We start from the raw sequence: 25,357 nt of genomic DNA, 5'->3' as shown, positions 1-25,357 counted from the left end.
CTGGAGACCTACTAGTGCGCAAGGCAAGTCCCAGACAACTCTTAGACAACTCCCAGACAACTCTTAGGCAACTCCGTGGCCACTCCGCCACAACCCGCCACCACTTTAACACGAATTCCTCCAGCACGCTGTGTGTACCTTGTCGAGGCAAGCCCGGTATCATTTAACACCAATTGCTGTGACTATCGGTGCGACTACCGCTTCATAGCTTCCCTGTGCCCGCAACTAAATCGTTTTGCCATTCCAGGCGTGCCAACGATTTTAAATGACCGTGAAATTTCTCACCTCCCTGGATACCAGCAGCAGCAGCAAGCCCAGCCATCCAAACAATGCGCCTGTTAGCCACCCGATCTTAGCAACCGCTACCTTAGGCTCATATATTTTATCTGCCAAAACGCTTAATTCTTCCCTTCCCAACTGTTGGTTAGCGAGCGCTTTGGGGTTGATATAGTCATTCCAGTTTCGTACCATCGAATCTGCCTGCTGCTGAAACAGTAAAAATTGGGTTTGCGAGTTGCCGGCAAATTCATCTGACAGTTCCTGAAAGATCATTGCCGGACTTATTACCGACGTAAATTCCGCCGTATGCGCTTGCTCGAGAGCGTCTTTTTTATAATGGTTCATCACAGGCGTAAGCTTTTCGAGCGTATGCATGTATTTAACTACGTACTTATATACAAAAAGAGGCATCACATTCACGCTATCCTTAGCGGCAAAATGCGGGTGGTCGGTATAGAACTGGTCGAGGAGCTGTGAATTCTTCCGGTCGAATTCAGTTAAAGTTTCCCTTACTTCGTCTATCAGTTTTACTTTACCTTCTGTTGGTCGAAGGGCTGTCCCAATCACAGTTGTCAGGCCGGGGATAACCATCAGCTGTGAAATCCAAATGGCAAACAATAACCCCGCATTGAAATCAGAACTCTTTTTATACAGATTTATCCATGCGCTCAATGCGTGCCAGCAAGCGCTGTATAAGGCGACCGCAACGACAAAACCGGTCATCGCCATTCCGCCTGCCCCCATCGTGGCGCTGCTCCCCGACCAATGGTTTAAAAGAAGCGTCAGGATCGTTATCAGCGTTAATGCAAGAAATCTAAAGCCCGCCTTATACCAGATCCATTGGCGGATGGATACGCCCTGCACTGCCAGTATAGGAAGGCGACCGGCCTCCCTTTCGGCACTGATAATATTAAAATTCAACACAATGACAAGCAGCGGCAGCAGGAACAACACGGCGCCGGCAGGATCTATATTTCCAAAAATGCTGTTATGCGGGTTAACCAGCGTTTCAGATTTTTTCAAGGCGATGAACCAGTTGTCGGCGGCCGTATTGATAGTGGCAATGGCGGGGTGAATATGGCTATGGCCATAAGAAAACGCCGTCAGCGGAAGTGGTTGTTTCACGAAATACTGCCGTCCATAGTCGAGGCCAATTAAATAGGCGTTGGTAGGATCATCCCAGATACCCCCGGGTTTTTTCAACCCGGCAACAAAACTGTCGACCTGCGCCAAATGAGCCGTGCGCTTCATTTGCTGAGCGGACAATAAGTCCGTTTGGCGCAACCGGTTATCCTTTGCTGAAGCGTTGCTCACGCCATAGATGGCAGTCAATACGAGCACCCAGGCCAATATCAGCAACAGCGTCACCGGCCTCAATAACCAGTGCCGCCATTCAAATTGTATGATCTCGTTTCTCATTGCTTAGTATCAGTTTTCAATTACTTTAATTCGCCCGGCCAGCACATGGGTAGCTGCTGCCAGTATTAAGACCCAGATCATTACCGTTACGAATGGGGCTTTGGCCTGGGACCATTTGTACATGTCAGAAGGAGGTGTATAACGGAATACCGGTGCCGTTTTCCAATAGCCGGTGCTAGCGGTATCCCGGCCACCGTAACGGCTATTGTCTCTCAGTCTTTCGTTCAGGCGTTTGATAAAGTCTTTGCGGTACAATTCCGTTTGCTGGTAAAAATCGATACTGTTGAACAGATCGGTGCCTGCAAAGGCCATGCTGGCATATTTCGCCGGCAGTGTCGGAGAAAACCAGCTGCTCCACCGGTGCATCGCTATTTGCTGCCGGAAAATATGATACAGGCTATCGTAGTGTTTATCATAAATAGGATTGTTGATCTCTTCATCCGCCTGCAATACTACGCCGAGCCAGTTCAGAGGCAGTTGCTGCACACTGTCTGCCCCATACTTTTGCAGCCATTGTTTTTCCAGCTCCTTTTCTTTTGTGCCTGCCGCGCCATGGCTGTTTAGCCCGTTTTGCGCTACGTCTTCCCTGATCTTTGCCAGGAAAGCTTCTGCATTTACCGGTGGATACATTGCTTCACTCCATTGAACAAAGAACCTTGGCACCAGCCATACCATCACCAGCCAGATACTTAAGGCGCTTACCATAGCCCCTCTGGCGCCCTTTGCTTTCATGCTTACTATAATTCCCGCATGAATAAATACGCCGGTGTACAGCAGGTATAAGAACAGCAGTAAAAAAGAAGAAGCATTGAAAAAAGATTCTTCGCTCAATACGCTTGCCAATACACCCCCAACAAGCCAAATAATACCGATGATCATACCACTGATGCACCAAAGCGCCATTGCTTTGCCCCAGACCAGTTTCCTGGCCGGCAGGCCCTGCATCAACAGCATTTTCAAGGTTCCGTTTGCACGGTCATTTACCACTGTATTGCCGGCAAGCCAAACCAGCAACAAAGGCAATACTATCAACAACATACTTGCGGGTGTCAATTCGCCCCAGCGGGCCAATAGCGGATTGTCTTCAATGGCTTTCAGTTGTAACTGGTTCCGGGTATGCGCTTCAATATACAGGCTTACACCGTAGTGTTTTTCGATACCGCTGTCCCAAATCGCCAATGCCGGCAGGGGCTTAAACAGATAGATGCCAAAATGCGCAGCGCTGTGGCTGTTCTTTTCACCCTGTGTTTCCCAATGATGCCTTGCATTGCCTGCAACCTCCTGTTGCAGCTTACTGTACCACTGGTAATAGTTCCAGCTTGTAACGAGCGATACCATCAGCAACAAAGCTGTTATTGCAAGCAATAGCATGGATACCCTGTTGCGTTTGATTTGCAGCCACTCGTATTGCAGGATTGTTTTCATGGTTTTATTTAATGTGAACGTCCCCTATTTAAAAATTAAATTGGGCCCTGAATAGTAGATTTCTCGGCAGGCCGCGTTGCATATAGAATGCGTTAAAAGCTCCATAGATGTATTGTTCATCGAATACATTATCCAGATTGGCGCTGAGTTGCAGGTTTTGGTACCGGTAGAATAAACCCAGATCAACCGTTTGATATGCGGGCAGTTTTTGAAGAACCGGCACCGGGTAATCCAGCGAGCCGTCTGTTGTACGGAAGCCAACATAATTACTGCCCACAGCGATCCCAACATCTTTGAGAGCACCCTTTGTAAAATTGTACCGCGCCCATACATGTGCAGCATTATATGGCGCGTTGGTAGCTTGCCGGTTTATTTCAATATCGAAGGCGCTGCGCGTAATGCGGCTATCATTGTACGTATAGCCGGCATTGATATTGAGGTTGGGCAGCAGATTGCCGGCGATGTCGATTTCAACACCTTTACTTTTGGCGCTGCCGGTAGCTTCCTGTTTTCCCCATGGGTCATTGACCGGATCTACCGGCACCAGCACGTTCTTTCTTTCGATCTCATAATATGCAGCCGTAATGCTATAACGCCCGTTGAAAAATTCTTTTTTAACACCACCTTCGAATTGCTCACTGTACTGGGGGTCGAACGGACCACCGAATTCGATCGACTGGTTGGTTTGCGGCATGAAGCCTTTTGTGTAACTGCCGTATATGCTTATTCCTTTAACGGGCTGCCAGGATATTCCAAAATTGGGCAGAAAGGGTTTGGTGTCGTTGGAGGTGCCGGCCATCAGGTAACTGAACCTGTATTCGTCGTACCGGCCGCTTACCATCACTTTTAATTTATCGTTGAAATCAATAAAGCCCATGAGGTAAGCGCCCCAAAATTCGGTAAAGGTCATTTCACTTAACCGCTGAGAGAAAGTGTAGGATTTCTCAGACGCCTGCTGATATTGCGGCCTGAATATGTTGATAGCGCGAACACCATCGAATGCGCCAGCCTGTTTGATATCGGAGTAATATTTGTTCTTATAATAATCTATTCCTCCTGTAATACGAAAACGGATATTGCGCAGCACCGGTTCCCAAACGAGGTAATTCGTGAAAAACGAAGCGGTATTGTTGGCGATCATTTCCCGGTAAACCCTGCTCACAGTACTATCTGCTTTGGGCACCGGGTTGAAGAAAGACGGGCTGTGCGTTCGTCCTTCCAGGTTATGTCCGCTGCCATTGAATCCGCTATGAAAAGTAAGCGCTGGAGCAAAACGGTGCTGCAACTGGAACGACAGCATGGTATTCTTTATTTGCACGTTATCTGTAGGCTCGTGGGAAGTATATGTAATGGGAACGGCCAGTACGTCGTTATTCCAGGTGGGCACACCCCAGTCGAACCAAACGCTGCGATTTATTTGATTATATGCAAATTCAATGTCGATAGTCGTTTTCTCCGAGGGTCTGTAACGAACGGTAGGGGCCACTGCAAAATTCCTGTTGTAGATAAAATCACGGTAGTCAGGATTGTTCTGGTAAGAGGTGCTGAAGCGGTAAAGGAATTTTTTGTCTTTACTGAGCTTGCCCGTCAAATCCGCTTCTGCCCGGTACCGCCCCCAGCTGCCAAAGGCTGCACTGACAGTGAACCTGTTGGTCTCCAGCGGCTTTTTGGTAATGACGTTGAAATTACCGCCTGGTGAGTTAGCGCCATATAATATAGAGGTTGGCCCTTTTAACACCTCGATCCGTTCTACATTCACGAGGTTCAGGTCGTTTGTATAACCAGTGTAGAAATTCTTCATTCCATTGATCAACTGGGCGCTGCCGGCGTTATTACCTCCTGTGTTCTGAAAACCGCGCATCATAAAATCGCCATTGGCGGTGGTTAATGTAACGCCGGTCATGTTTTTCACTACCTGTCTGAACTCAGTTGCTTGCCGTTCGTCGATCAAACCGCGGTCTATTACGCGAATGGTGAGCGGCAGATCGATGAGGCCGGCTGGCAGCTTCGACTCATCCGTTGTAGTGGAGTTGTACCTTTTCATGGTACGGGAAGAAATGGTTACTTCCTGCAGCGTATTGTTTTGCCTATTCAACTGCAGCGACAGCACGGTTCTTTTTCCCTCCGTTACTTCAATGTTTTGTTTCTGCGCTTCAAAGCCTATACCGCTTACCTCCAGGGTATATTTACCGGGGGGCACTTTGAAAAAGTCGAAATAGCCATTGTCGTTGGTTTGGGTGCCTTTATTGATCTCTAAAAGCCGCACCGAAACAAAAGCGGCTGCTTCTTTACTGGTATCAATGATACGGCCGTTTACATAACCTTGTTTCTGTGCAAAAAGCCAAACAGGAAATAAGAATGCGATGGAAAAAATGACGGATTTTCTCACTGAGTTATGGATTGATAGTTATCATTAAAAGATTGCCACCAGCGGCTGCGGAACAGGGTCAGAGATTCCTGCCATAATATGCGGGCTATGCCCTGCATTGTTTATGCGGCTGATGTTATAACAGACTAACGCCAGGGCAAAGCTTAGAGCATTGCCTGGAACGCTTGTAAAAGATAAAATGGGAATAAATATCAGCTGAAGTAATGAGGCGGACCTTTGTTGGAAAAAGCCGGTCCGGCAAACTCGAGCAGATCCAAAACTGGTGCGGGAGCCAGAAAGATGGGTTTGGCCGCTATGCCAATTTCAATAGCCGCATGATCATGCGCAAAAACGGAATACGCATGCGAGCAGATCTTGCAGTCATGGATCTTGCCAACAAGATCTTTTGAAACAGTTGAATGGAACGATCGCTTGTTTTGTGCTGCCCTATCGGGATGGTAATGCCAGAACTGAACAGGTACGGCAATAAAACCGTACAGGAGCAGGAGAAACAAAGTAACTCCATAGCGATATTTTGCAAAAAGCGTCAATTCTGTGTTTACAACGTTGTTGCAAATGTAAACCAGTGATTGCAAACGCCCAAAATTTAAAAGAGGATCATTTTATCTTCTTGAATAGCTTTAAGACCTTGCAAATTGAATTTTACTGTACTATGGCGCGTGACTGTATTATCACGGCTAATTTGCTCGTTTTCGTTCAACTATTTTGTAAAAAATATCTGTCTTTCCTTTCTCCACGCCCTTGATCATTTTTGAATGAGCGCCACAAATATGCATGACCGATTCCGCAACATCCTGGGTGAAACCGCTTTCGGGGTATGCACAAAACAAGCAAAATGCCTCATTTTCACAGAACTTGTTCCAAAGATGTTCAAGCCTTACTGTGGCACCTACCTGCCCTTTGGCCCATAAAATGGCGACCATCTCGCCAAAAGCGCGAACCTTGCGGTTGTTTCCTTTTGCCTTCAGTATGACTTCGCTTATGACCTTATGGAAAAGAATTTCGTCTGGCCAATCATTGACCATGAATTTGGATAAAGTTTCTTCTGCATCGAGCGGAATGTATTGAGTATTGGAAATTAAAGAACCAACCGAGTAACCCAAAGCAGTGAGCCGCTCATGCAAAGCTGTCAAATGCGCAGCTGTCGCAATAACCACGGCACATTCCCCGGCATTGATGCCGCCATTGACAAACCCAGTGAGAAGGTCGAGAAAACTTTCATCATTTTCATAGATCTGAACAACATGCTCGCATGGTGCGATCTCGCCCCAAAAAACATCACTCGAACTTGTAGCCCACCCATCGTGATTGACTTTCAACGAATACATTAGCTTAACTTTTACGGATAATTAATACAGAATTGTTTTGTTCAGCTGTGGAATAGCTTTAATTTTTTTCGGCTGGCAGGTAAATATGAAAAATGGCTCCTCCATTTTGCACAGCTTCTGCTGCTATCATTCCTTCGTGGTTCTCTACTATTTTTTTGCAGATCGCAAGGCCGAGGCCCGTACCTTCAAATTTCGTACGGTCATGCAATCGATAAAACATCTCAAATATTTTTTCAGACTGTTCAGGAGAGAACCCGATCCCATTGTCTGAAACGCTGATGTGATGACAGGCCTTATTGGCTTCAGCCAGGCGATTCGGCAGATTACACCCTTCCAGCAATTCACTTTGAACCCTAATAAATGGATATTCATCAGACCTGGCGAATTTTAATGCATTACTCAATAAATTCAAAAATAATTGATGGAACTGGAACGGGATAATTTTCAATGCAGGTAATTTTCCAACCTCTATCCTGGCATTTTTTTCGATGATCTTTGCCTCCAGGGCATTTATGGTGTCTTTCAGAATTATATTCAAGTCAACTTTTTCCAGCTTCCCTTCATAATCATTGCTCTGGGCAAAAGCCAGCAGATCCTGGATCAGGCTTTTCATATGGCTGGTAGAATCAGTAATACGGCGGTATATTTCGCGGCTTTTGTCTGAAAAGTGATCGCCTTCAATGTGAAAAAGCCTGTCGAAGTTCACCTGAATTTTTCGCAACGGTTCCTGCAGGTCGTGACTGGCAATATGGGCAAAAGAAGACAGCTGGTTGTTGATCTTCTCCAATTCCTCGTTCTTCTGCTTCAGGATTATTTCGGCCTGCCTGAGTGCTGCATTTCTTTTCCTCAGGTCTTCCGTTCGATCCAATACAATTTTCTCGAGTGAATATTTTATTTGCTCCTCGGCGGAGATATCCTGAAAAATCCCTATATAACCTGTAAGTTCTTTTTGCGTATCATATATGGGAATTGCGTTCGTGTAGGCAATAATGTAATTTCCGGATGCGCTCAAAAGCCTGAATTTTCCCTCAAATGGTTTGCGGGTATCAAAACAACTCGTCCAGGAAGTGATGACATTTTCTCGGTCATCGGGATGAATAAGTTTGAACCACAGGGTTGCAAGGCCTTCCTCTACCGGCTTGCCGGTCAATTGCTGCCATTTTGCACTCAGAAAGTTGCAATGGCCCTTATCATCGGTAGTCCAGATAACCACAGGAACAAGATTTGCCATTTGCCGGAAGCGTTCTTCGCGCTCTTTAATAACTTTCGCCGCAAGTTTCTGCTCAGTTATATCAATGGTAAAGCATCTTGTATGAACAAATTTTTCGCCCTCCCATAAAGCTGATGAATTTATAGAGACATGTCTTATGGAGTCATCTTTGCAAACAAGTTCTGCATCATAGTTCTCGATCCGTTGCTTATTGGTGAGGCGCCACATGATATCTTCAATGGCATTTTTATTGGCATGGAATTCAGAAATGTGACGTCCAATGTATTCTTCTTCTGTATAGCCTAACAGATTAAGTTCTGCCTGGTTGGCCCAAACAATGATACCGTCGGCATTCACCCAATGCAGGCAGATGGAGGCATTTTCAAAATAATCTTTCAGGGCCCGTTCAGTCCTGTTTTTCTCTGTAATATCCGAGCCATGAAATATGAAACCTTTTACTTCCCTTCGTTCATCAAAATGGGGCGAGAGGGTAAGCTCCAGGTACTGGAGACTGCTGTGACCGGTAACAGAGATTTGACAGTAAGCCGTCTCCCCTACCAGTACTTTGCCCATATGGCGTTGCACCTGGTCGAAGATCTCACGACCGACGATCAGTGTAAATCTTTGGCCAGCTAATTCCCCGGTCTTATTGAACCAGGCTTTAAATGGCTGATTGCAAAATTGTAGTATCATGTTGCAATCTATATATGCAACCAAGGCGGGAATTGAATTAACAAGAACTATCAAGTCTGCAAATTCGTTCTGAACACCTTTTCGCGGACGCAAACTTACATCTGCCTGCTTGGACATGTATCGCTGCTATTTATTATGTGATCGTAATGGTGCTTTTTAAATAACCGACAAATACTGAAAGAATTATGCCACTACGCATACTGGGGATCATACCCCATATTCAATAACTTTAGACCAATATGACTAATACGACATTTCTTAGATAACTGCCAGCCCGACCTATAAACCTCAGGATAACGTTTCGATAAAATTCTTGGCTGCTTCATTCACCTCTTTGTGGCGCTCCAGCAAAGATTGGTGATTACCAGGAGATACAGTCGTAAGCTTTGCTGACGGCATATGTGTATACATAAATTCGCTCGCTATTGGTTTGGTCAGCCGATCTTTATTGGCGGCAATAACAAGTGCAGGTATAGTAATCTGTGGGAGTTGGCTGGTGACATCGTATTTGAACATGGCAAGTACGCCCCTCGCCATAACAGCCGGGGGAGCCATAGTTGAAAGCAAGGTGCTAAAATCAAGTTGCTTTTGCGTTTGTGTTCCAGCGAATGTCAATAACCTCGTCACAATGTGTGAATGGCCGTTCATATAGCTCATCCACCGGGATATCCAGACAAGCGGCGATAAGGCGATAATTAACCAGCAAAGCGGCCTTAGTACCGGTTTTTCGATGGCCGTCATTAACTTACTGAACATCATTGTGCGAACGGGGTTTGTATACGTAGTATGTTCCAGAATGAGTGCTTTTATTGCAATCCTGTTTGAATACCGGTGATTGGCAAACAGGGAGAGGATCGTCATCCCACCCATGCTGTGTCCCCATAAAACTGCATTGCGCGCATTGGTGTGTTCGATCACAGCTTCCAGGTCGGCAGCCATTTTTTCCAGTGAAAAATCACGGTTGCCAGGCCGGGTCGACTTGCCAAGGCCTGGCAGATCCATCATAATAAGACGGTAGCCGCTTTCAAAAAATTTTCGCTGATAATACCAATTATTCGTATTTGCGTTCCAACCATGAACAAAAATGATCGGCGGCCCGTCTTCTTTGCCAAAATATTCAACGTTAATACGGCTGCCATCCGGACGTTTGATGGTATCGCGCTTTGAAGAATGGAAAAGGCGGGGTTCTTCTTCTCCGGACCGTCTTTTGCTAATCAATAACTTGACAATAAACCTGCCAAGCAGGATGAACAGAGCAACCGCGATCGCTCCATACAAACAACGCTCTGCATAGTCGTCTGATACAGTATCATTGAATTTATCCCATTCTCTCCATAAGTAGTAAGCAATAAACGGATATGCTATAGATAGAATATCAACAAGAAAAAACATTAACAACAACAATGGCATACGTCCTCCTGGTTATTTAACTATATACCTTCAAATCAGATGCCGTAGATCGATTCCCCACTAACAGCTGAATTATCACAAATTGTTGTTTTAGATCAATAAATTAGGCAGATTTGTAGCCAGGTTTAAGAAAACAGTGCCAGCACTAAGAATTGCGCAAAAATTGAAGGATATATTGTTCAAGAGTTGGAAACCTGGGTACCGGGAAAATAGTTATCATATACATGGGCTACAAACAATATAAGCCAGATCCTGCACTGGCTCCTTATATCGATGCCTACTGGAAGGTCACCAACACAAAGGGGCAAGCGGTGGTCAACAGGATCATGCCGGATGGTTGTGTGGACATTCTCATAAATACAGGCGAAGACCTTTGTACTGAGAAGGACGGTTTTATACTTAAAAATGGAGCTGTTGGTTTGGTTGGTACTATGACGCGTTTTAAGGATATTGTGCAACCGGCTGATACCAGCCTCCTGGGCGTTCGTTTCAAACCGGCCGCTTTTTCATTTTTCTATAATTATGCTTCTTTACACGAATTGACAAATACCACCGTTGAATTCGAAAAAGAACTGGTTCCTGAAATCACAAGCACTAAAGGCCATTTTGTACAGGCATTTGACCGGTTCTTTCTATCCCGTATGGCTGCGCCCAAACAAAGCATATTGCCTGTTATAACCAGCATCAACAACTGCAAAGGGCATATCACTGTCGACGCGCTGGCCAGGCTCCACTTCATCAGCAAAAGACAGCTGGAACGACACTTCAAACAACAAACGGGGTTAAGCCCTAAAGCGTTCATTAATTTCGTTCGCTTCGAATTGGCCTTTAAAAACATCAAAAAATTCCACTCCCAAAAAAGCCTGCTCGAAATTGCATTCGATAGTGGCTATTATGATCATGCCCATTTAAGCAATGACATTAAAAGATACACCGGACTGGCGCCATCGCAGTTATAAGATTGTCGCATTTTTCCAAAGTTTGAGCGATTAACCGGTAATATCTTGCACTCAAAAATGTTGTGCCGCAACCTTATTTTTTGCCTGCTTTTTGGACTGTGTGCCTATAGTCATTCAAAAACTGAAAAAATACATACTATGATGGATCAACGATTGAGTGTAATTACCCTGGGCGCCGATGACCTGCAAGCTATGCGCCGTTTTTATGTAGAAAAATTCGGGTGGGAACCGGTTGCTGAGAACAAAGACATTATCTTTTTTAAGCTCAACGGATTTTTATTAAGCCTGTATGGTCGAAAGGAACTGGCGGCATTTGCGAACGTGCCGGCTGAAGGCAGCGGATTTCGGGGCTTTGTATTAGCGTATATGGTAGATTCAAAACAAAAAGTGGAAGAGTTATATACGCTGTTTAAGCGTAAAGGCGTAAAGATCTTAAAGGAACCGATGGCGCCACCGTTTGGCGGCTATTGTTTTTTGATGGCCGATATGGAAGATAATATCTGGGAAGTATCCTGGAATACATTTATTCCATTGGATGAAAAGGGCAATGTGATCACGCATAACCCCATTGATCATTTATAGATCGAATGGAGCTGCTCATTCTACCCGGCGTAAGCAACAGTAATAACAGTTGCCGGGACGTAATGCTTGGGTTGCCATAATCACCCGTTTGTTTTATCAGGCTTGTTACCAGCTGATGCATTTGCATCTGTTGCAGCATTTTTGCAACTTATTTATATGCTCATCAACTGTTTGGGTAAAATGGAATTAAATATTTTATCTCGTTCATGGACGCGGATGCATTACCAATAAATAATTAACCATTCCCAACGGGCAATAAAAAAAGGATCGCATTTCGCGATCCTTTTGGGGAGGGCCCATGAGATTCGTCAGAATTGTATATTAATTGTGCATCAAAAAGCTCAAAGAACTACCATCTTTCTACCGCGAGCTTGTGCGTACTTACCAGCGCATTCTTTTCATTCAAAATTCGTATGTAATAGAAAGCTTGTGCTGTAATGGTGGGGATCTGTAAGAGGGCAGTTTGCCCTTGCCTGATGAGTTTTACCTTCTGTTGAATGACTTTTCTTCCCAATGGATCTGCCAGTTCAATTAAGTATTTACCCATGGGCAGATCATTGAATTGAATATTCACTTCATCGAACAACACAGGATTCGGATAAACTTTGATATTACCTTTCTTTAAAAGTGGCTTGCCCAATACTAAAACCGAAGGACTGGTCTTTTTTACGGGCAACACATTACCGCTTGCCAGGTCGGCGATGCCATACAAGTGCTGTATCGCGGGTGCAGGCGATGCCTGCCAGTTTTTATGATCAACAATGAAGGACCCTTCTGTGTATATCGAACTGCTCACAACAAGGTTCCCATTTTCGTTGATGGCAGCTCCATTGGTCGTAAATGTAGCCGGTAATTTTGAAATTGTTGCCAGGTAAGTTGCCAGCCTGGTTTTGATCTCGATCTTATATACGCGGTTGCTGGCAGTAATGAGATAAAGGTTTCCTGCATCATCGGCAACCATATCGCCGCCCAGGTTGCCGCAGGTATTGAGTATTGACATTTCCTTGTTGGCGGGATCATCTTTCAACTCGCCCATATCGGTAAATGAAGGCTTGTTATTGGTGGTAAAGCAGATCAGGCGATTGCCGTCCGTCGTAATGGTATAACCATAACCATCCGGTGTTATTACCAGCCTGCTCACCGGATTGTAGCTCCTAAATGTGTACTTGCCTGCCTTGCTGAAAGACAAATCCGGATCGGCATATACGTTCATGGTGGAAAGATCGATATACCTCAGTATGTCATCGCTCATGGCAACATAAAAGAGCCGGTTTGTTCTTTGGTCATATGCTATCGCTGCAACCCCGGTATTCACTTTGGGCACCGCTGTATTGTTCGCCACTACAGGCAGGGCCAAAACAGGCCGGATAACCTTATCAGTTAGCTTCTGAGAAGCTATATCGTATTGCAGCAGTCCCTTGTCATTCATATTCAACAGCATCTGGCTTAATTTCCCCGTCTTCATATTCAGGGTACGTAAGGCGATCCAATCGTTACTTCCCTTGTCGGCCGATGTGATGGCATAGGTCATTTGATCTGACTGACCGGTAACATAAACCGGCAAGACAGCAAACAGCAACACATATTTCAGCATTTTGCACATAAGCTTTTAGATTTTGCAGTTTTAAAATGGGGTGCATAAAAATCACCCAAGGGAGCTCTTTTTATGACAGAGGTCAGTCTAAGAAAAATAAACCTGATTGGGAAGGAAAGCGAGGAATTATAAATCGCTGGTTTAAGAAAAGAATGTGACTTAGCCGATCCTAAGGCTTCGCCCATCATAATCACACTGAATGCAATAAGTTCCTTACAAAATTAAATATTTTTACTTCGCTGAAACAAAATTACAAGGTTAATCTGAGCGCAGCTCAAAAAGTGCTAATCCAGGTCAATTCTTGTCTAAAATCAATGTTTATTCAATCGGTTTAATAATTCATACCTGCCATAGGCGTCAGAAAGCATAGCGGATCTTGCAATAAGGCAATTTTTCATGCACCAGGTCCTCGAGTTGTTTTACCAGTGAACCTTTAATACCTCGTTTGTACCTTACATTACGTCCGCCCGTTTCGCTGTACTTTACTTCCTGCATGGCTGGCTGCCATAACAGCTCTTCTGCTTTCGGATGCCATCCCATATTCACGTTGTGCAATTGTTCATTGTGTGTGAGGAAAATGATCTCACAGGTTAATTGTTGTTTGGTACGCTCGTCCATAACATCATTCAGTTCAGTAAAGAGATCAGCCCATTCCTGCTCCCAGCCTTCGTAATAAATGACCGGAGAAAAATTGAGATTTACTTCATAACCGGCAGCCGTAAAATCGTTAATAGCTTCAATGCGTGCCTTAATCGGGGTAGTACGAACATCCACCAATTTGCTTAATCCATGCGGCATCAAACTGAAACGAATGCGTGTTTTACCCTGCGGATCGTAATGCAACATGTGGCGGTTGATAAATTTGGTGGCAAAGGTGAGCTTACCGTTGGGAATTCTTTTGAACAGATCCATCAGGTCTTTTACGTTGTCGCATATGGCGGCATCTGCTGAACAATCACCGTTTTCTCCGATCTCATATACCCAATATTCCGGATCGATATGATCGGGGACTGTTTTGGGCCCCTGCCTTTTTGCATGACGTTCGAGATAACCCATAATTTGTTCAATGTTCACGAACAAGGTGATCGGGTTCGCATATCCTTTCCGGCGGGGCACATAACAATAGGCGCAAGACATGGTGCAGCCATTGGATTCGCTCGGTGATACGAAATTTGAACTGCGGGTATTCGGGCGGCAGGTCAGTGATTTTTTAATGCCCAGGATGAGTATATTCCTTTTTATTTTTAACCAGTGTTCTACTGAACCCTGAAATCCATGTAATTCTGGAATTTTCCAGTGCGACGGAACTTCAATGAGGCTGGCGTCGGGAAAGCGGTTCAGGATTTCCTGTCCTCGCCTGTATTCTCTTACTTCAGGCTCAAGATAGATCTCTTTTATATCAAGCAAATCGTCGATGTCTTTGCTATACAGCATAGCGCAATTTTAGGCAACATGATCCAATAGTCACAGTTCTAAAACTGCATAATGTATGCCAGCCAGCTTGTTGGGAAAAGGGGCCTATCGATCATTGTTTGCCAGTTGACGGTGCATCATCCACTCTCCTTTTTCATTCTTCTTCATTAGGTTCGACATATTGCCCTCAAACTTTCCTCCATTCACCGGATCGCCCCATCCGCCTTTAAAATGACCATGCAGGAAAACATAGTCTCCTGTATGGAAGATCTCCCGATAGGTGTTTTTAGAATAAAGCTTTGCTTCCGGAACGTAGATCTTTTTCATATAGGGCAGAATGACATCCCTACCTTCCAGGATGGTTCCGAAATGCGGCATGTAAATTCCGTCTTTGGTAAAGCCATCGGCTCTTAGCTGTCCATTTCCCTGTTCCACTGCCTGCACTACGAGTTTATCAGCTGCTTCAATCTCATTGGTTAACTGGGCACTTAGCCTGTTTTTGTCCAGAACAAAGTCCTCTTTTACGACCACGTTTGCATAAGGAACATCTGCCGGACCGATATTTTTGTCTGAACCGAATGCTTCTGACAAGAGTGATAATTGAGAGGCTGCATTCCGCTGCCACATGATCATGTATTTGCCGGTATAGTTTCCTGGTACATGTCGATCTGTAGCATAACTTAAACGAAAGGTGCCGATCTCCAGGATGTAACCGGAAATTGCTTCCACCTTATAAATTGTCTTCTTATAGTCGATATTGTTAACCTGTTGGAACCAGTCTTTAAAAAAAGCCTGTAAGGCGGTTCGCTCAACGATCGCTGGTTTATACTCGGGTAAAAAGGTAAACTGGTTGGCGTATAAGGAGAGAATAGAATCTGCAGCTTCTTTACGATACAGGGCTCCTATTTTATTATTAAGCGCTTCCAGTTCTGTTTTAACTGCGTCCAGATCCGAGCCGGATCTTGTCATGGCTGGTGACACCGGACGTTTATTTTGTGCAGCAGGCTGCAACGACGAAAACGAAACGATAAAGACCAGGAGGCCTGGCAAGCTTAGTTTCATAGAATCAAGTTTATGTGTTCCAAATTTAAATGATAGCAGTGGTTTATCCGGAGGAAAATGGTTACATGTCACAATCGCCCCCTCAGATAGTCATTTTACCCCCCTGCGGCTTCCCGAAGGGCAGCTTAGTTTTAGGGAAACAACTCTATTCTACTTATGCGAAAGCTGATAATGAAAATGTCGATGTCGGTCGACGGTTTTGTCGCCGGCCCTAATGGCGAGAAAGACTGGCTCTTCAAGACCAGCGATGAGAAATCCAAAGCATGGGCCGTGGAGCAAAGCTGGGACGCGGGACTGATCATCATGGGCAGGAAGTCGTTTGAGCTTATGGCGCCATACTGGCCCACTTCCACCGATCCTTTTGCTCCTTCTATGAACCAAATACCGAAAGGGGTCTTTACCAAAAAAGGATTTAAAGGCGTGTCTTTCGGGCAGGATCAGTCAGCTGCTGCCGCTTCCTGGGCGCAGGCGCGGATCTTTGACGGTGATTTGGCCCGGCAGATTAGGGAGCTTAAAGCCGAGCCGGGTAAACCGATCGCAGCCATTGGCGGCGCCGGGTTCATGCGGAACCTCATAGCAACGGGGCTTGTAGACGAATTCCGTTTGGTGACCCATCCGCTGGCATTGGGGGCCGGACTGCCGATCTTCGATGGGCTTGCAAAACCGCTCTATCTTAAGCTGCAAGATGTGAAGGTTTTTCCGGGTGGAACCACCGTACACATTTACGGCGTATAAGGATCATATTACATTGCCAAAAATATAATGGAAGGCCGGTTACACAGGACGGGATTGACACCGTCCTGTTTCATTTGTGCCCAATAAAAGTTTATTTTACGTCCGGTTACAGCAACAAAACAAAAGCGCATGAATAACACCATTAGCCCATTCGCCATCAATATTCCTCAGCAGGAAATAGATGATCTGAATCATCGATTGGCCTCCGCCCGCTTTCCGGTACAAAAGTCAACTGACTGGAAACCTGGCGCCCCGGTCTCCTATGTGCAAAAAATCGCCAACTACTGGCAAACGCAATTTGACTGGAGAAAGCAGGAAGCCTGGTTGAACCAATTTCCGCAATACATGGTCAGGATAAACGAACAACCCGTTCACTTTGTGCATATCAGGTCTGCACACCCGAATGCGATACCCCTGCTGCTGCTACATGGATACCCAAGCTCTTTTGTTGAATTCCTGAAACTAACTGAGCTGCTTACGAACCCTTCTGCCCATGGTATTCAATCCAGCGTCTCTTTTCATATAATAATTCCTTCTATTCCGGGCTTTGGCTTTTCCATTCCTGCCAGGGATCAAAGCTGGGATCTGATGAAGATAGCTGCGCTTTTTGCTGAATTAATGACTGTATTAGGCTATGATACATTTGCCGTGCATGGTACCGATATGGGCGCAGGGATTACTGGCATGTTATCCGGAATAGCAGGGCATCGCTTACTGGGAACGCATGTTAGTACCGATTTCACAGCACTAACTGGTATGGGCATGTTACCGGAGGATATCGACTCTTTTTCCTCCGATGAAAAGAAAGAAATCGCCGGCTTCCGGGATTATGAAAAATATGAAACGGCCTATTTGAAAATCTTATCAACAAAGCCGCAAACCCTGGCATATGCACTTACCGATAGTCCAATCGGTTTATTAAGCTGGATCATGGAGAAATATAAAACCTGGACGAATGCTGTGAATGCGCTGCCTGAGGAGGCCATTGAGTTAGATCTTATGCTTACCAATATTTCGCTTTACTGGTTCAATAAACTCGGCGCATCTACTGCTTATACATTGTACGACGGTATGAATATGTCGTTCGACTGGAATGCCCCAGGCGGAGATGCCGGTTCGCAGGAATCGGCTGAGCAATCATGGGCGCCGCCAAAAGTTCCGTCGGCCATGGCCGCCTTTGGCGGTCATGGAGCGCTGCTGAAAAAATTGTTGGGCCCCCTGGGCAACCCCGACCGGTGGAGCGCTTTTGATGAAGGCCTGCATTTCCCGGCAATGGAATGCCCGCAGATCCTGGCGAAAGATCTTCATCACTTCTTTGAAGCTGTTGTTCAGAAAGCATTTTAAATGCCTGCGGCCTTCGGCTCCCTAAGGGACAATAAAAATGCCTCCGATCTGGCCGGAGGCATTTTTATACAGGTATTTCATTATTCGACGTAGCCTTCTGATTTCAGCAATGCCAGCGATTCCATCAATGTACAGGCGCTTATCTGGGTACGTAAAGCCACTTTTGATTCCGTTGGGGCCTGCCACCAATGATAACCGAACAACACGACCGGACTCTTAACGGCGCCTGCTGTCCACAGGATCTGCGCGCTGTTCCTTAGAAAGTAAACATATCTTTTCCGGTTCGATTCAGGCAGGTCTTTATTCTTTATCAATAAAGTAAGATAACGCACGAAAATGCCTTTGAACAGGTTAACGTCATGGTCCTGCTGCTCTGCCCAATCACTCAACACTTTGTTGTTCGAGTTGATCAGCGTGCTGGTTGCCCAGTCTGCTGTTTTAATGGCATCATTTAAATATACCTTGTTACCGGTGATGTAATAGTATTCCAATGCTGCGCCCATATAAGTGCCTGCATTGTAGGTCCAATCGCCTTTGGGATCGCTCAATTTTTCAAATACCCGGCCGGATTGTTGTACCACGCGATGTTCTTTCATCCAGTTGTAGATCCTTTCCAACCACTGAAGGTTATTCAACCCGTTCACAATCTCTGCTGCACCATATTTCTGCCACCGGCGGGCTGCTATAATAGCCGCCGGACCATTGGAAGGGATTCCCTTGCTGCGACCGGCATCTGTATTTTCATGATTCCAGGGTATACCTCCCCCATCGAAATCATTCCAGCCGGCAGCGATCCATTGCCATAATTCCCTGGCCGACGTCTCATAACGGGCATCACCCGTTGCTTCAAATGCACGCAGGTGCGCCATGCCGTGCCAACCCATATCGTCGTAATAGTTGTTATAGAAGCGGCCTCCGTTCTTTGCTTTTACGCCCTCGTAAAAGGCACTGATCCGGTCTTTATACATCGTGCTGCCTGTACGTTTATAGGCGTCTACCAGCACATCCAGGCCATGTGCCTCCGGCCAGTAATCAAACTGGTTCACGGTGCCAAAATTGTCGTTATTGAAATGATGTTTGGTAGAATTCCAGTACACATTAACGAAACTGCTGCTGCTGCTGTCCGCAGCGGCGGTCCAGTCGATATTGTATTTTATACTATTATCAACGTATACGTCCTTTATTTTGCCGCAGGCCAGGATGAGTGCAGCGCCGGCCACTAACAAGATTTTTTGCATTTGCCATTTTTTTATTGAATACCTGATCATGATGCATAGCCGCTTTTACAATTATTATTAATAGATCACTTCATGGGTATAGTTTGCAGCATCTGAGCTGAAGGAAACAACGATACTGCATTTCTTTACCGATCTGTTCGGGAACTTGAAGGAATAATCCCACTGGTTCTTATCTGCGGGATAGAAATTCAGATAAAAGAATGATCCTGTTGTTGTACCGGGCGGCTGATTGTCTTTCTGGGAACTGCCGACCTTTTGTTCCGTTCCTCCAAGGGTCATCCAGAAGAAATACCGGTCATCGCTCCAGTTCGTTGTAAAGTCGGGCACTATGTCATTTACCCGCCAAATGCCTTTGCCCTGGTAGCTAAGTGTTTCACGTTTCTGGGGGGTGCACATAAAAAAGTCGAGCTTGCTGATCTCCACCAGGGTAATGGAGGCTGTAGTGAAATCCAGGGAGATCCTGTAGATGCCATCTTTCGCTACGGTGGCGCCGTTGGCCGATTCTTCGAAACCTGTGCCGCTGGCATTCACGGAAAAAGTTCTGGATACGCTGGTCTTCGAATCAACAAAAGCATATTTTTTACCGGCCACCAGCCTGGTATAGATCTCAAACTCATTGCCACCCGGCAGTACTTTAACGGTCAATGCCTGCGACAGATCGCTGCCTGCTTCCGTTCCCTCGCCCGTCAGGAACAATGCATCGGGCGCATCTATGCCGTTTGTCCTGGTGATGTTAATGGTGCGCACTTGCTGAGACACTACCCTTGTGAGTCCCCGGGATGAGGCCACCGTCCATTTCAGTTTGCCTTCCTTACCAGATGCTATACCTGCCAGTTTCCCGATCTTGTTCAGGACCTTATGGGTAATGCTCGATCCGGTGCTGGTGCCGTTATTATCGGCGGCAACCACAAATGCAGGGTTGGAAAAATCGCCGTCGGGCTTATCAAATAACACATCATAATACACCACCCCATTGTCTTCAGCTACCGCTTTCTCCCACTCGAAATATAATGTAGCCGAACCGGCGGCTTGCAGTATCACATTACGCCCATCGTCAGGTGAATACAGGGTGCTTACTTCGGTTACCTGAACTTCTTTGAATTTGTTATCCTTGGTGCAGCCGGTAAAGGCGGCAAACAAGAGGATACAGCATGCTATTGATAAATTATTTTTTTTCATTTTCGGGTGATTGTAATTAATAACCGGGGTTTTGAGTGAGTTTTGGATTCAATAATCGCTCTGCTCTGGGAATTGCCCACAGGTAATCGCGATTACGGTTGAAGCTGCCGCCGGGCAGTTTGATATAATCATAGCTGCCACTGCTTTTATCGAATCTGGCGCCATGCCGTTCCTGCGTTAATACGGTTTCTGCGATCTTCCACCGGCGGATGTCAAAGATGCGCAATCCTTCCAGTGCCAGTTCCACGCGCCTTTCATTGCGGATCACTTCGCGCAAAAGATCCTGGTCGCTGCCGGGCAGATCCATTGCTTCAGGTGTATTATCGAAGCCGGCCCTTTGCCGTAATTTTTTGATGGTTTGATCCCATACAGCAGGATTCATTTCTTTCAGCTCGTTCTTTGCTTCTGCATACATCAGCAATACATCGGCAAAACGGATCAATGGCAGGTTCAGGCTCGACTCCCAGCTGCCACCTGTGTACGAGGCGGGATCAGGATCACAGAATTTACGATAGTAATAACCGGTAGGTGTTTGCGCGGTTCCTGCGCCCGTGTACTTATCTGAGATCTTATTGGGAGGCGTAGTGCCGTCCGGATGGATCACGATGGGATAGGTGTTACCCGATCTGTCGGTCCACCTGGAACCATCGTACACAATGGTGGCTGCCAAACGCGGATCGCGGTCTGCATAATCCGGATCAGCGGGGGTCCATTTTTTACCATTTTTCATCAGGTATGTGTTCACCAGTTCCTGGGTAGGCCCGGCCAGGCAAAGCCGTGCATTGGCCGACATCGGCGCATAGTCAACCAGGTTGCCCCAGGTGCGGTTTACAGGCACATACTGAAGGCTTAGTATGATCTCAGGATTGTACTCATTCCTCACCCAGAACAATTGCTCATAGTTGGGAAATAAGCTGTAACTGCCATAGGTGGTACTGTTGATCAGCTTATCGCAATATTCCGCCACTTTTACCCAGTTACTTTCATACAGATATGCCCGGGCGTTCAATGCAATGGCGGCGCCACTGGTGACCCTTCCGTTATCTGCTGCGGTATATTCTTCCCGTTTGGGTAAAGCGGCAGCCACTTCATCCAGCTCCTGGTGGATCCACGCCATGATCTCTGCATGCGGTGTACGTTCAACTGCTTTCGACTGACTGAGGGTAATATCTTCCGTGAAATGCGGAACATCGCCATACCAGATAGTGAGCTCCAAAAAAAGCCATGCCCTGATAAAGCGGGTCTCGGCTTTTCTTTTCGTCTTTAACGTTTCGCTCATGGTGGTTACCCGGTCTATATTGGCCAGGAATGTATGGCAGGTCTTTATACCTTCATAACAGGCTTTCCATTCGCTTTCAAAGCGGCCGTTCGAAGCATCTGCCAGGCCGAGGGCAATCACCTTTTCGTTGGTAGTTCCATACCCATTGTAAACATTATCGCTCAGGATCTCATTTAACATGAAAAAATCATTCGTGAACAGCTGGCGGTAAGCCATGTTCAACACAGAGTTGGCTTTGTCTTCTGTGGTCCAGTACGTTTCATCGGTGAACTTGTTGGTGGGGGCCACATCCAGTTTCACACATCCGGTGAGCAGCAATCCCATCAACAGTATGGTCAGGCCCATTTCTGCAAAGTTCATTTTCATAATGGCTGGTTTGAATTGATGTGCTTTAAAATTCAACATGTACACCTCCTCCTATATAAATAAGCCGTGGATAATTGCGGGCGCTGTTGGCGCCGCTGCTGTTCATGTTATTGCCAAACTCGGTAGACTCAGGGTCAACAAAATCGATCTTACTGATCGTTAGCAGGTTTTGCCCGGTCAGAAAAATATTGAGTTTGTTTACGCCATATTTTGTAGTGAGCCCTTTAGGCAGCGTATAACCGATCTGGATATTCTTCAGGCGTGCATAGGCGCCATTAAAGATGTTAAAGTCTGAGCCCTTACCGTAATTATTAATGGTAGAAGCGGTGCCCGGCGGCGTTAGCCGGGGCCACCGTGCATCGGGATTGGCGGGCGTCCAATAGTCGAGCTGGTGCTCAAACATAACAAAGGAATAACCGCCATGGAATGGTTCAATGGTCTCTCCTCTCAGGGCCATATCGCGTTTTCCAACGCCCTGCCACAGCATATTGAACTCTAGTCCTTTCCATTGCAGCATATAATTAAATCCAAAGGTGAGGCGTGGGAACGCATGACCCAGTACATAGCGGTCATTATCATTGATGATTCCGTCGCCATTACGGTCTTTATATTTCACATCTCCCGGTTTCGGCGATACGCCGATAGGCAGTGCGGAATTTTTAACATCGGACTCGTTTTGGAACAGGCCATCTGTTCTATAACCGTAGTAGCTGTATAAAGGCAGGCCTACCCGGATGATGCGTTCAATTTCGTCGGCCTTACTGATCTGTTCATACCCTTCGAATTGGGTAACCTCATTCCATGAATCGGCTATATTAAGCGCGAACGAATGACTGAATGCGCTATGCCGCAGGGAATAGTTAACGGTCAATTCCCAGCCCTGGTTCTTCATTTCACCTAAATTGGCCTTGGGCACTGCACCGCCCAATACCAAAGGCGTTTGTGGCGTTAACAGAATACCTTTTGTTAATTTCCGGAAATAGTCGAAGCCGACTCGCAGGCTTCCTTTCAAAAAGGTGGCATCTGCACCGATGTTGGCAGAAGTGGTCGTTTCCCACTTCAGTTCCGGGTTGCCGAATGTATAACCCGTTCCCGGCACCGCCACATTGTTAAAGCCATATTGATTGATATAGATATCGTATGTAGTAAGGGTTTGATAGTCGTCGATATTCTGGTTACCCAGTTTGCCATAAGTTCCGCGGATCTTCAGATCGCCGATCCTGTTTTTCCAGAAATCAAAGAACCGCTCTTCACTGATGCGCCATCCCAGCGATAGGGAAGGGAAAAATCCCCAGCGGTTGTTCTTTGCAAATTTGGAAGAACCATCGTGCCGGAAGCTTCCTTCTGCATAATAGCGATCGGCAAAGGCATAACCCAGTCTTCCAAAATAAGAATAGATACTTCTTTCCGTAGTGCCTCCAACGGTATTGTAGCTGCTCTGATCAATAATGGTTCCATCGATGGGGATACCCAGCACCGGATCGACATATTTCTTTTTTATTTCCTGGCGTTTTTGCCGGTACGATTCATTTGAAAAACCTGCCAGTGCAGAAACATTGTGTTTACCGGCGAAAGTTTTGTTGTAATCAAGCATGGCCTGAATATTCAGCAAAGTGGCATTGGCGCTGAAGTCTTCTATATGGTAATCCTTGGAGGCATTTTGATTAACCGGGGTTTCGCCGCCCGATAAACTGTATACTGGCCAGTAATAGCGCCTGATCAACCGGTTCTCAGGCCGGAGATCGAGGCCTGCCAGCCCTTTGGCTTTTAACCCATCGAAGAGCCGGAGCTCACCATTCAAACTGCCCTGGAAATTATCGTTGATGGTTTTTATATAACCGCCATTCTCCAGTGCGGCCAAAGGATTTCCGCCGGTAAGCACGTCGTTATTATAATACCTGCCATTACTGTCTTTCAGCACATAGGTATTATAGACCGGCACCCGCGATGCATCGGCGATCAGGAACCCTTCGTCGCCCTGGTAAGCATTGCTTTCAGATCTGTTATACCAAAGGATGGACGACAACTTTAACCGGCCCACGGTGGTGGTGACGTTGGAGCGGAGATTATAGCGTTTCATCCCATAATCAGGGCCCTTGAAATTACTTTGCTGATCGTAATAGCCCAGCGATACCATGTAACTGGTATTGGCCGACCCGCCCTGCATGCTGAGATTATAATTTTGTTGCAGGGCATTTTGTAAGATGCTTTTCAGGGAATACTCACTGTCGCCCCTGGCAAATTGCCGAATTTGCTCGGGGGAATAAATGGGGTCAGCGCCTGAATTGATATAGGAATCATTACGAAGCAGTGCATTCTGATAGCCTTTCAGCGGTTTGATCAGGATCTGTGGGTTTTGTGAACCCACCAGGCCTGTGAAGCTCACCACAGGCTTCATGCCCGGTTTTCCTTTTTTAGTGGAAATAAGGATAACGCCATTGGCTGAACGTGAACCATAAATGGCAGCACTACCCGCGTCTTTTAAAACCGAGATCTCTTCAATGTCATTTGGGTTCAGGTTATTCATGTCGTTCACATCATTGCTGATCACCCCGTCGATCACCAATAAAGGTGAGTTATTGCCAAAGGTGCTGATCCCACGCAGGTTGATGTTCATCGAGTTGTTGTTCGGGTTCATGTTGCGCTGCTGGATCACCAGGCTGGGCGATAATCCCTGTAAGGCCTGCATAACGTTGCCTACCGGCCGGTCTTCAATTTGCGCCGCCTTTACGCGGTCAACAGCGCCCACGAGGTCGGCCTTTCTTTTGGTGCCGTAACCTATGATCACTACCTCGTTCAGATTGTCGGGCATTTTGTTCAGGGTAATATTCAGTGTGGTTTGTCCGGCCAAAGCAACGGTCCTTGGCTGGTACCCGATATAGCTGAAAGTAAGGCTGGTTACGTCATCGGGGACCGACAAACTAAAACTTCCATCGGCCGCCGTAATGGTTCCCCTGTCATTATTCGTTCGTACATTCACTCCCTGCAAGGGGTTGCCCTGCTCGTCGGTGACACGGCCGGTGATCTCTTTAGGCAGTTTTGCCATCGCAGCAGGACTGGGTTCAGCGCGGGCCATTGTTTTGATCACGATACTGTTTTTCTCGAGCTGATAGGTATACGGCGTTTGCTTCAGGCAATACGCCAATACTTCCGAAACCGGTGTCTTGTGAAAGTTTACAGTGAGCGGTTTAATACTTTCCAGCACATCACTTTCACATAATACCGCTAAACCGGTCTGTTTTCTGATCTCTAAAAAAATGCGCTCGATGGGAATGCTGCGGCCCCTGAGCGAGACGCTCTGGGCATAGCTATTGGCGTTTGCCTGCAGCACGGCAAACAACAGGAACAATAGCAGCTTCATGGTAATGAGCAATTTTAGCAGTCGTTTAATGTTGGTTGGTACAGGCTTTATACCCGGGTTTAATGTCATAGATTTACGGCCTTTAACGTTTT

The 25,357-nt window shown here is 46.2% G+C and carries 18 protein-coding genes; 4 read left to right on the top strand and 14 right to left on the bottom strand.

Annotated features, from left to right (window positions below):
• Nucleotides 1–261: 261 nt before the first annotated feature.
• The 7 genes from JT717_RS25555 to JT717_RS25525 all read right to left on the bottom strand — a co-directional run bounded on the left by JT717_RS25555 (nt 262) and on the right by JT717_RS25525 (nt 10,153).
• Nucleotides 262–1,698, bottom strand: a complete 1,437-nt coding sequence (locus JT717_RS25555) for a DUF3526 domain-containing protein (RefSeq protein WP_205513998.1) — start codon at nt 1,696–1,698, stop codon at nt 262–264.
• A 9-nt stretch (nt 1,699–1,707) separates the two neighbouring features.
• Nucleotides 1,708–3,123, bottom strand: a complete 1,416-nt coding sequence (locus tag JT717_RS25550) for a DUF3526 domain-containing protein (protein WP_205513997.1) — start codon at nt 3,121–3,123, stop codon at nt 1,708–1,710.
• Nucleotides 3,124–3,151: 28 nt separating this feature from the next.
• Nucleotides 3,152–5,512 (bottom strand): TonB-dependent receptor domain-containing protein, encoded by a 2,361-nt coding sequence (locus tag JT717_RS25545; RefSeq protein ID WP_205513995.1) that lies wholly within the window; start codon nt 5,510–5,512, stop codon nt 3,152–3,154.
• A 191-nt stretch (nt 5,513–5,703) separates the two neighbouring features.
• Nucleotides 5,704–6,087: a hypothetical protein gene (locus JT717_RS25540; RefSeq protein WP_205513993.1), complete on the bottom strand. Its 384-nt coding sequence runs from the start codon at nt 6,085–6,087 to the stop codon at nt 5,704–5,706.
• Between the two features lie 102 nt (nt 6,088–6,189).
• A complete protein-coding gene (locus tag JT717_RS25535) occupies nt 6,190–6,840 on the bottom strand; it encodes an MEDS domain-containing protein (protein ID WP_205513991.1) in 651 nt (216 codons plus the stop codon).
• 58 nt (nt 6,841–6,898) lie between these two features.
• Entirely contained in the window at nt 6,899–8,860 is a 1,962-nt protein-coding gene (locus JT717_RS25530; RefSeq protein ID WP_205513989.1) for a PAS domain S-box protein, read from the bottom strand.
• A 171-nt stretch (nt 8,861–9,031) separates the two neighbouring features.
• Nucleotides 9,032–10,153, bottom strand: coding sequence for an alpha/beta fold hydrolase (locus tag JT717_RS25525; protein ID WP_205513987.1), 1,122 nt, complete (start codon nt 10,151–10,153; stop codon nt 9,032–9,034).
• A gap of 224 nt (nt 10,154–10,377) precedes the next feature.
• Here JT717_RS25525 and JT717_RS25520 point away from each other — a divergent pair, with 224 nt between their 5' ends.
• Nucleotides 10,378–11,112, top strand: a complete 735-nt coding sequence (locus JT717_RS25520) for a helix-turn-helix transcriptional regulator (protein ID WP_205513986.1) — start codon at nt 10,378–10,380, stop codon at nt 11,110–11,112.
• Nucleotides 11,113–11,250: 138 nt separating this feature from the next.
• Complete coding sequence (locus JT717_RS25515) at nt 11,251–11,694, top strand: VOC family protein (RefSeq protein WP_205513983.1); 444 nt, start codon at nt 11,251–11,253, stop codon at nt 11,692–11,694.
• 349 nt (nt 11,695–12,043) lie between these two features.
• On the opposite strand, the gene JT717_RS25510 is transcribed toward JT717_RS25515, so the two are convergent.
• The 3 genes from JT717_RS25510 to JT717_RS25500 all read right to left on the bottom strand — a co-directional run bounded on the left by JT717_RS25510 (nt 12,044) and on the right by JT717_RS25500 (nt 15,763).
• Nucleotides 12,044–13,297, bottom strand: coding sequence for a T9SS type A sorting domain-containing protein (locus JT717_RS25510; RefSeq protein WP_205513981.1), 1,254 nt, complete (start codon nt 13,295–13,297; stop codon nt 12,044–12,046).
• A gap of 348 nt (nt 13,298–13,645) precedes the next feature.
• The gene (locus JT717_RS25505) at nt 13,646–14,722 is read right to left on the bottom strand and encodes a spore photoproduct lyase family protein (RefSeq protein ID WP_205513979.1); all 1,077 of its coding nucleotides are present in this window, start codon (nt 14,720–14,722) and stop codon (nt 13,646–13,648) included.
• 84 nt (nt 14,723–14,806) lie between these two features.
• The gene (locus tag JT717_RS25500; protein ID WP_205513977.1) at nt 14,807–15,763 is read right to left on the bottom strand and encodes a YybH family protein; all 957 of its coding nucleotides are present in this window, start codon (nt 15,761–15,763) and stop codon (nt 14,807–14,809) included.
• 156 nt (nt 15,764–15,919) lie between these two features.
• On the opposite strand from JT717_RS25500, the gene JT717_RS25495 reads away from it, so the two are divergent.
• Nucleotides 15,920–16,498: a dihydrofolate reductase family protein gene (locus tag JT717_RS25495; protein WP_205513975.1), complete on the top strand. Its 579-nt coding sequence runs from the start codon at nt 15,920–15,922 to the stop codon at nt 16,496–16,498.
• Nucleotides 16,499–16,627: 129 nt separating this feature from the next.
• A complete protein-coding gene (locus JT717_RS25490) occupies nt 16,628–17,842 on the top strand; it encodes an epoxide hydrolase family protein (RefSeq protein WP_205513973.1) in 1,215 nt (404 codons plus the stop codon).
• Nucleotides 17,843–17,922: 80 nt separating this feature from the next.
• Here the strand turns inward: JT717_RS25490 and JT717_RS25485 are convergent, their stop codons facing one another.
• The 4 genes from JT717_RS25485 to JT717_RS25470 are packed head-to-tail and all read right to left on the bottom strand — an operon-like array spanning nt 17,923 to nt 25,265.
• Nucleotides 17,923–19,080: a glycoside hydrolase family 76 protein gene (locus tag JT717_RS25485; RefSeq protein WP_205513972.1), complete on the bottom strand. Its 1,158-nt coding sequence runs from the start codon at nt 19,078–19,080 to the stop codon at nt 17,923–17,925.
• A 57-nt stretch (nt 19,081–19,137) separates the two neighbouring features.
• On the bottom strand, nt 19,138–20,259 hold the full coding sequence (locus JT717_RS25480; RefSeq protein ID WP_205513971.1) for a SusE domain-containing protein: 1,122 nt from the start codon (nt 20,257–20,259) through the stop codon (nt 19,138–19,140).
• A gap of 16 nt (nt 20,260–20,275) precedes the next feature.
• Entirely contained in the window at nt 20,276–21,904 is a 1,629-nt protein-coding gene (locus JT717_RS25475; RefSeq protein WP_205513970.1) for a RagB/SusD family nutrient uptake outer membrane protein, read from the bottom strand.
• A gap of 25 nt (nt 21,905–21,929) precedes the next feature.
• A complete protein-coding gene (locus tag JT717_RS25470) occupies nt 21,930–25,265 on the bottom strand; it encodes a SusC/RagA family TonB-linked outer membrane protein (protein WP_240348425.1) in 3,336 nt (1,111 codons plus the stop codon).
• Between the last annotated feature and the right edge of the window lie 92 nt (nt 25,266–25,357).

Source organism: Longitalea arenae, assembly GCF_016924755.1.
Lineage (GTDB): Bacteria > Bacteroidota > Bacteroidia > Chitinophagales > Chitinophagaceae > Niastella > Niastella arenae.
This window is presented reverse-complemented; position numbering and strand designations above follow the sequence as displayed.

What these genes read in the sequence shown, in the direction of transcription:
- JT717_RS25475 (WP_205513970.1), bottom strand. Translation starts at nt 21,904, where the DNA reads ATGAAAATGAACTTTGCAGAAATGGGCCTGACCATACTGTTGATGGGA.
- JT717_RS25520 (WP_205513986.1), top strand. Translation starts at nt 10,378, where the DNA reads ATGGGCTACAAACAATATAAGCCAGATCCTGCACTGGCTCCTTATATC.
- JT717_RS25490 (WP_205513973.1), top strand. Translation starts at nt 16,628, where the DNA reads ATGAATAACACCATTAGCCCATTCGCCATCAATATTCCTCAGCAGGAA.
- JT717_RS25515 (WP_205513983.1), top strand. Translation starts at nt 11,251, where the DNA reads ATGATGGATCAACGATTGAGTGTAATTACCCTGGGCGCCGATGACCTG.
- JT717_RS25510 (WP_205513981.1), bottom strand. Translation starts at nt 13,297, where the DNA reads ATGTGCAAAATGCTGAAATATGTGTTGCTGTTTGCTGTCTTGCCGGTT.
- JT717_RS25550 (WP_205513997.1), bottom strand. Translation starts at nt 3,123, where the DNA reads ATGAAAACAATCCTGCAATACGAGTGGCTGCAAATCAAACGCAACAGG.
- JT717_RS25525 (WP_205513987.1), bottom strand. Translation starts at nt 10,153, where the DNA reads ATGCCATTGTTGTTGTTAATGTTTTTTCTTGTTGATATTCTATCTATA.
- JT717_RS25555 (WP_205513998.1), bottom strand. Translation starts at nt 1,698, where the DNA reads ATGAGAAACGAGATCATACAATTTGAATGGCGGCACTGGTTATTGAGG.
- JT717_RS25480 (WP_205513971.1), bottom strand. Translation starts at nt 20,259, where the DNA reads ATGAAAAAAAATAATTTATCAATAGCATGCTGTATCCTCTTGTTTGCC.
- JT717_RS25470 (WP_240348425.1), bottom strand. Translation starts at nt 25,265, where the DNA reads ATGAAGCTGCTATTGTTCCTGTTGTTTGCCGTGCTGCAGGCAAACGCC.
- JT717_RS25495 (WP_205513975.1), top strand. Translation starts at nt 15,920, where the DNA reads ATGCGAAAGCTGATAATGAAAATGTCGATGTCGGTCGACGGTTTTGTC.
- JT717_RS25530 (WP_205513989.1), bottom strand. Translation starts at nt 8,860, where the DNA reads ATGTCCAAGCAGGCAGATGTAAGTTTGCGTCCGCGAAAAGGTGTTCAG.
- JT717_RS25485 (WP_205513972.1), bottom strand. Translation starts at nt 19,080, where the DNA reads ATGCAAAAAATCTTGTTAGTGGCCGGCGCTGCACTCATCCTGGCCTGC.
- JT717_RS25505 (WP_205513979.1), bottom strand. Translation starts at nt 14,722, where the DNA reads ATGCTGTATAGCAAAGACATCGACGATTTGCTTGATATAAAAGAGATC.
- JT717_RS25500 (WP_205513977.1), bottom strand. Translation starts at nt 15,763, where the DNA reads ATGAAACTAAGCTTGCCAGGCCTCCTGGTCTTTATCGTTTCGTTTTCG.
- JT717_RS25535 (WP_205513991.1), bottom strand. Translation starts at nt 6,840, where the DNA reads ATGTATTCGTTGAAAGTCAATCACGATGGGTGGGCTACAAGTTCGAGT.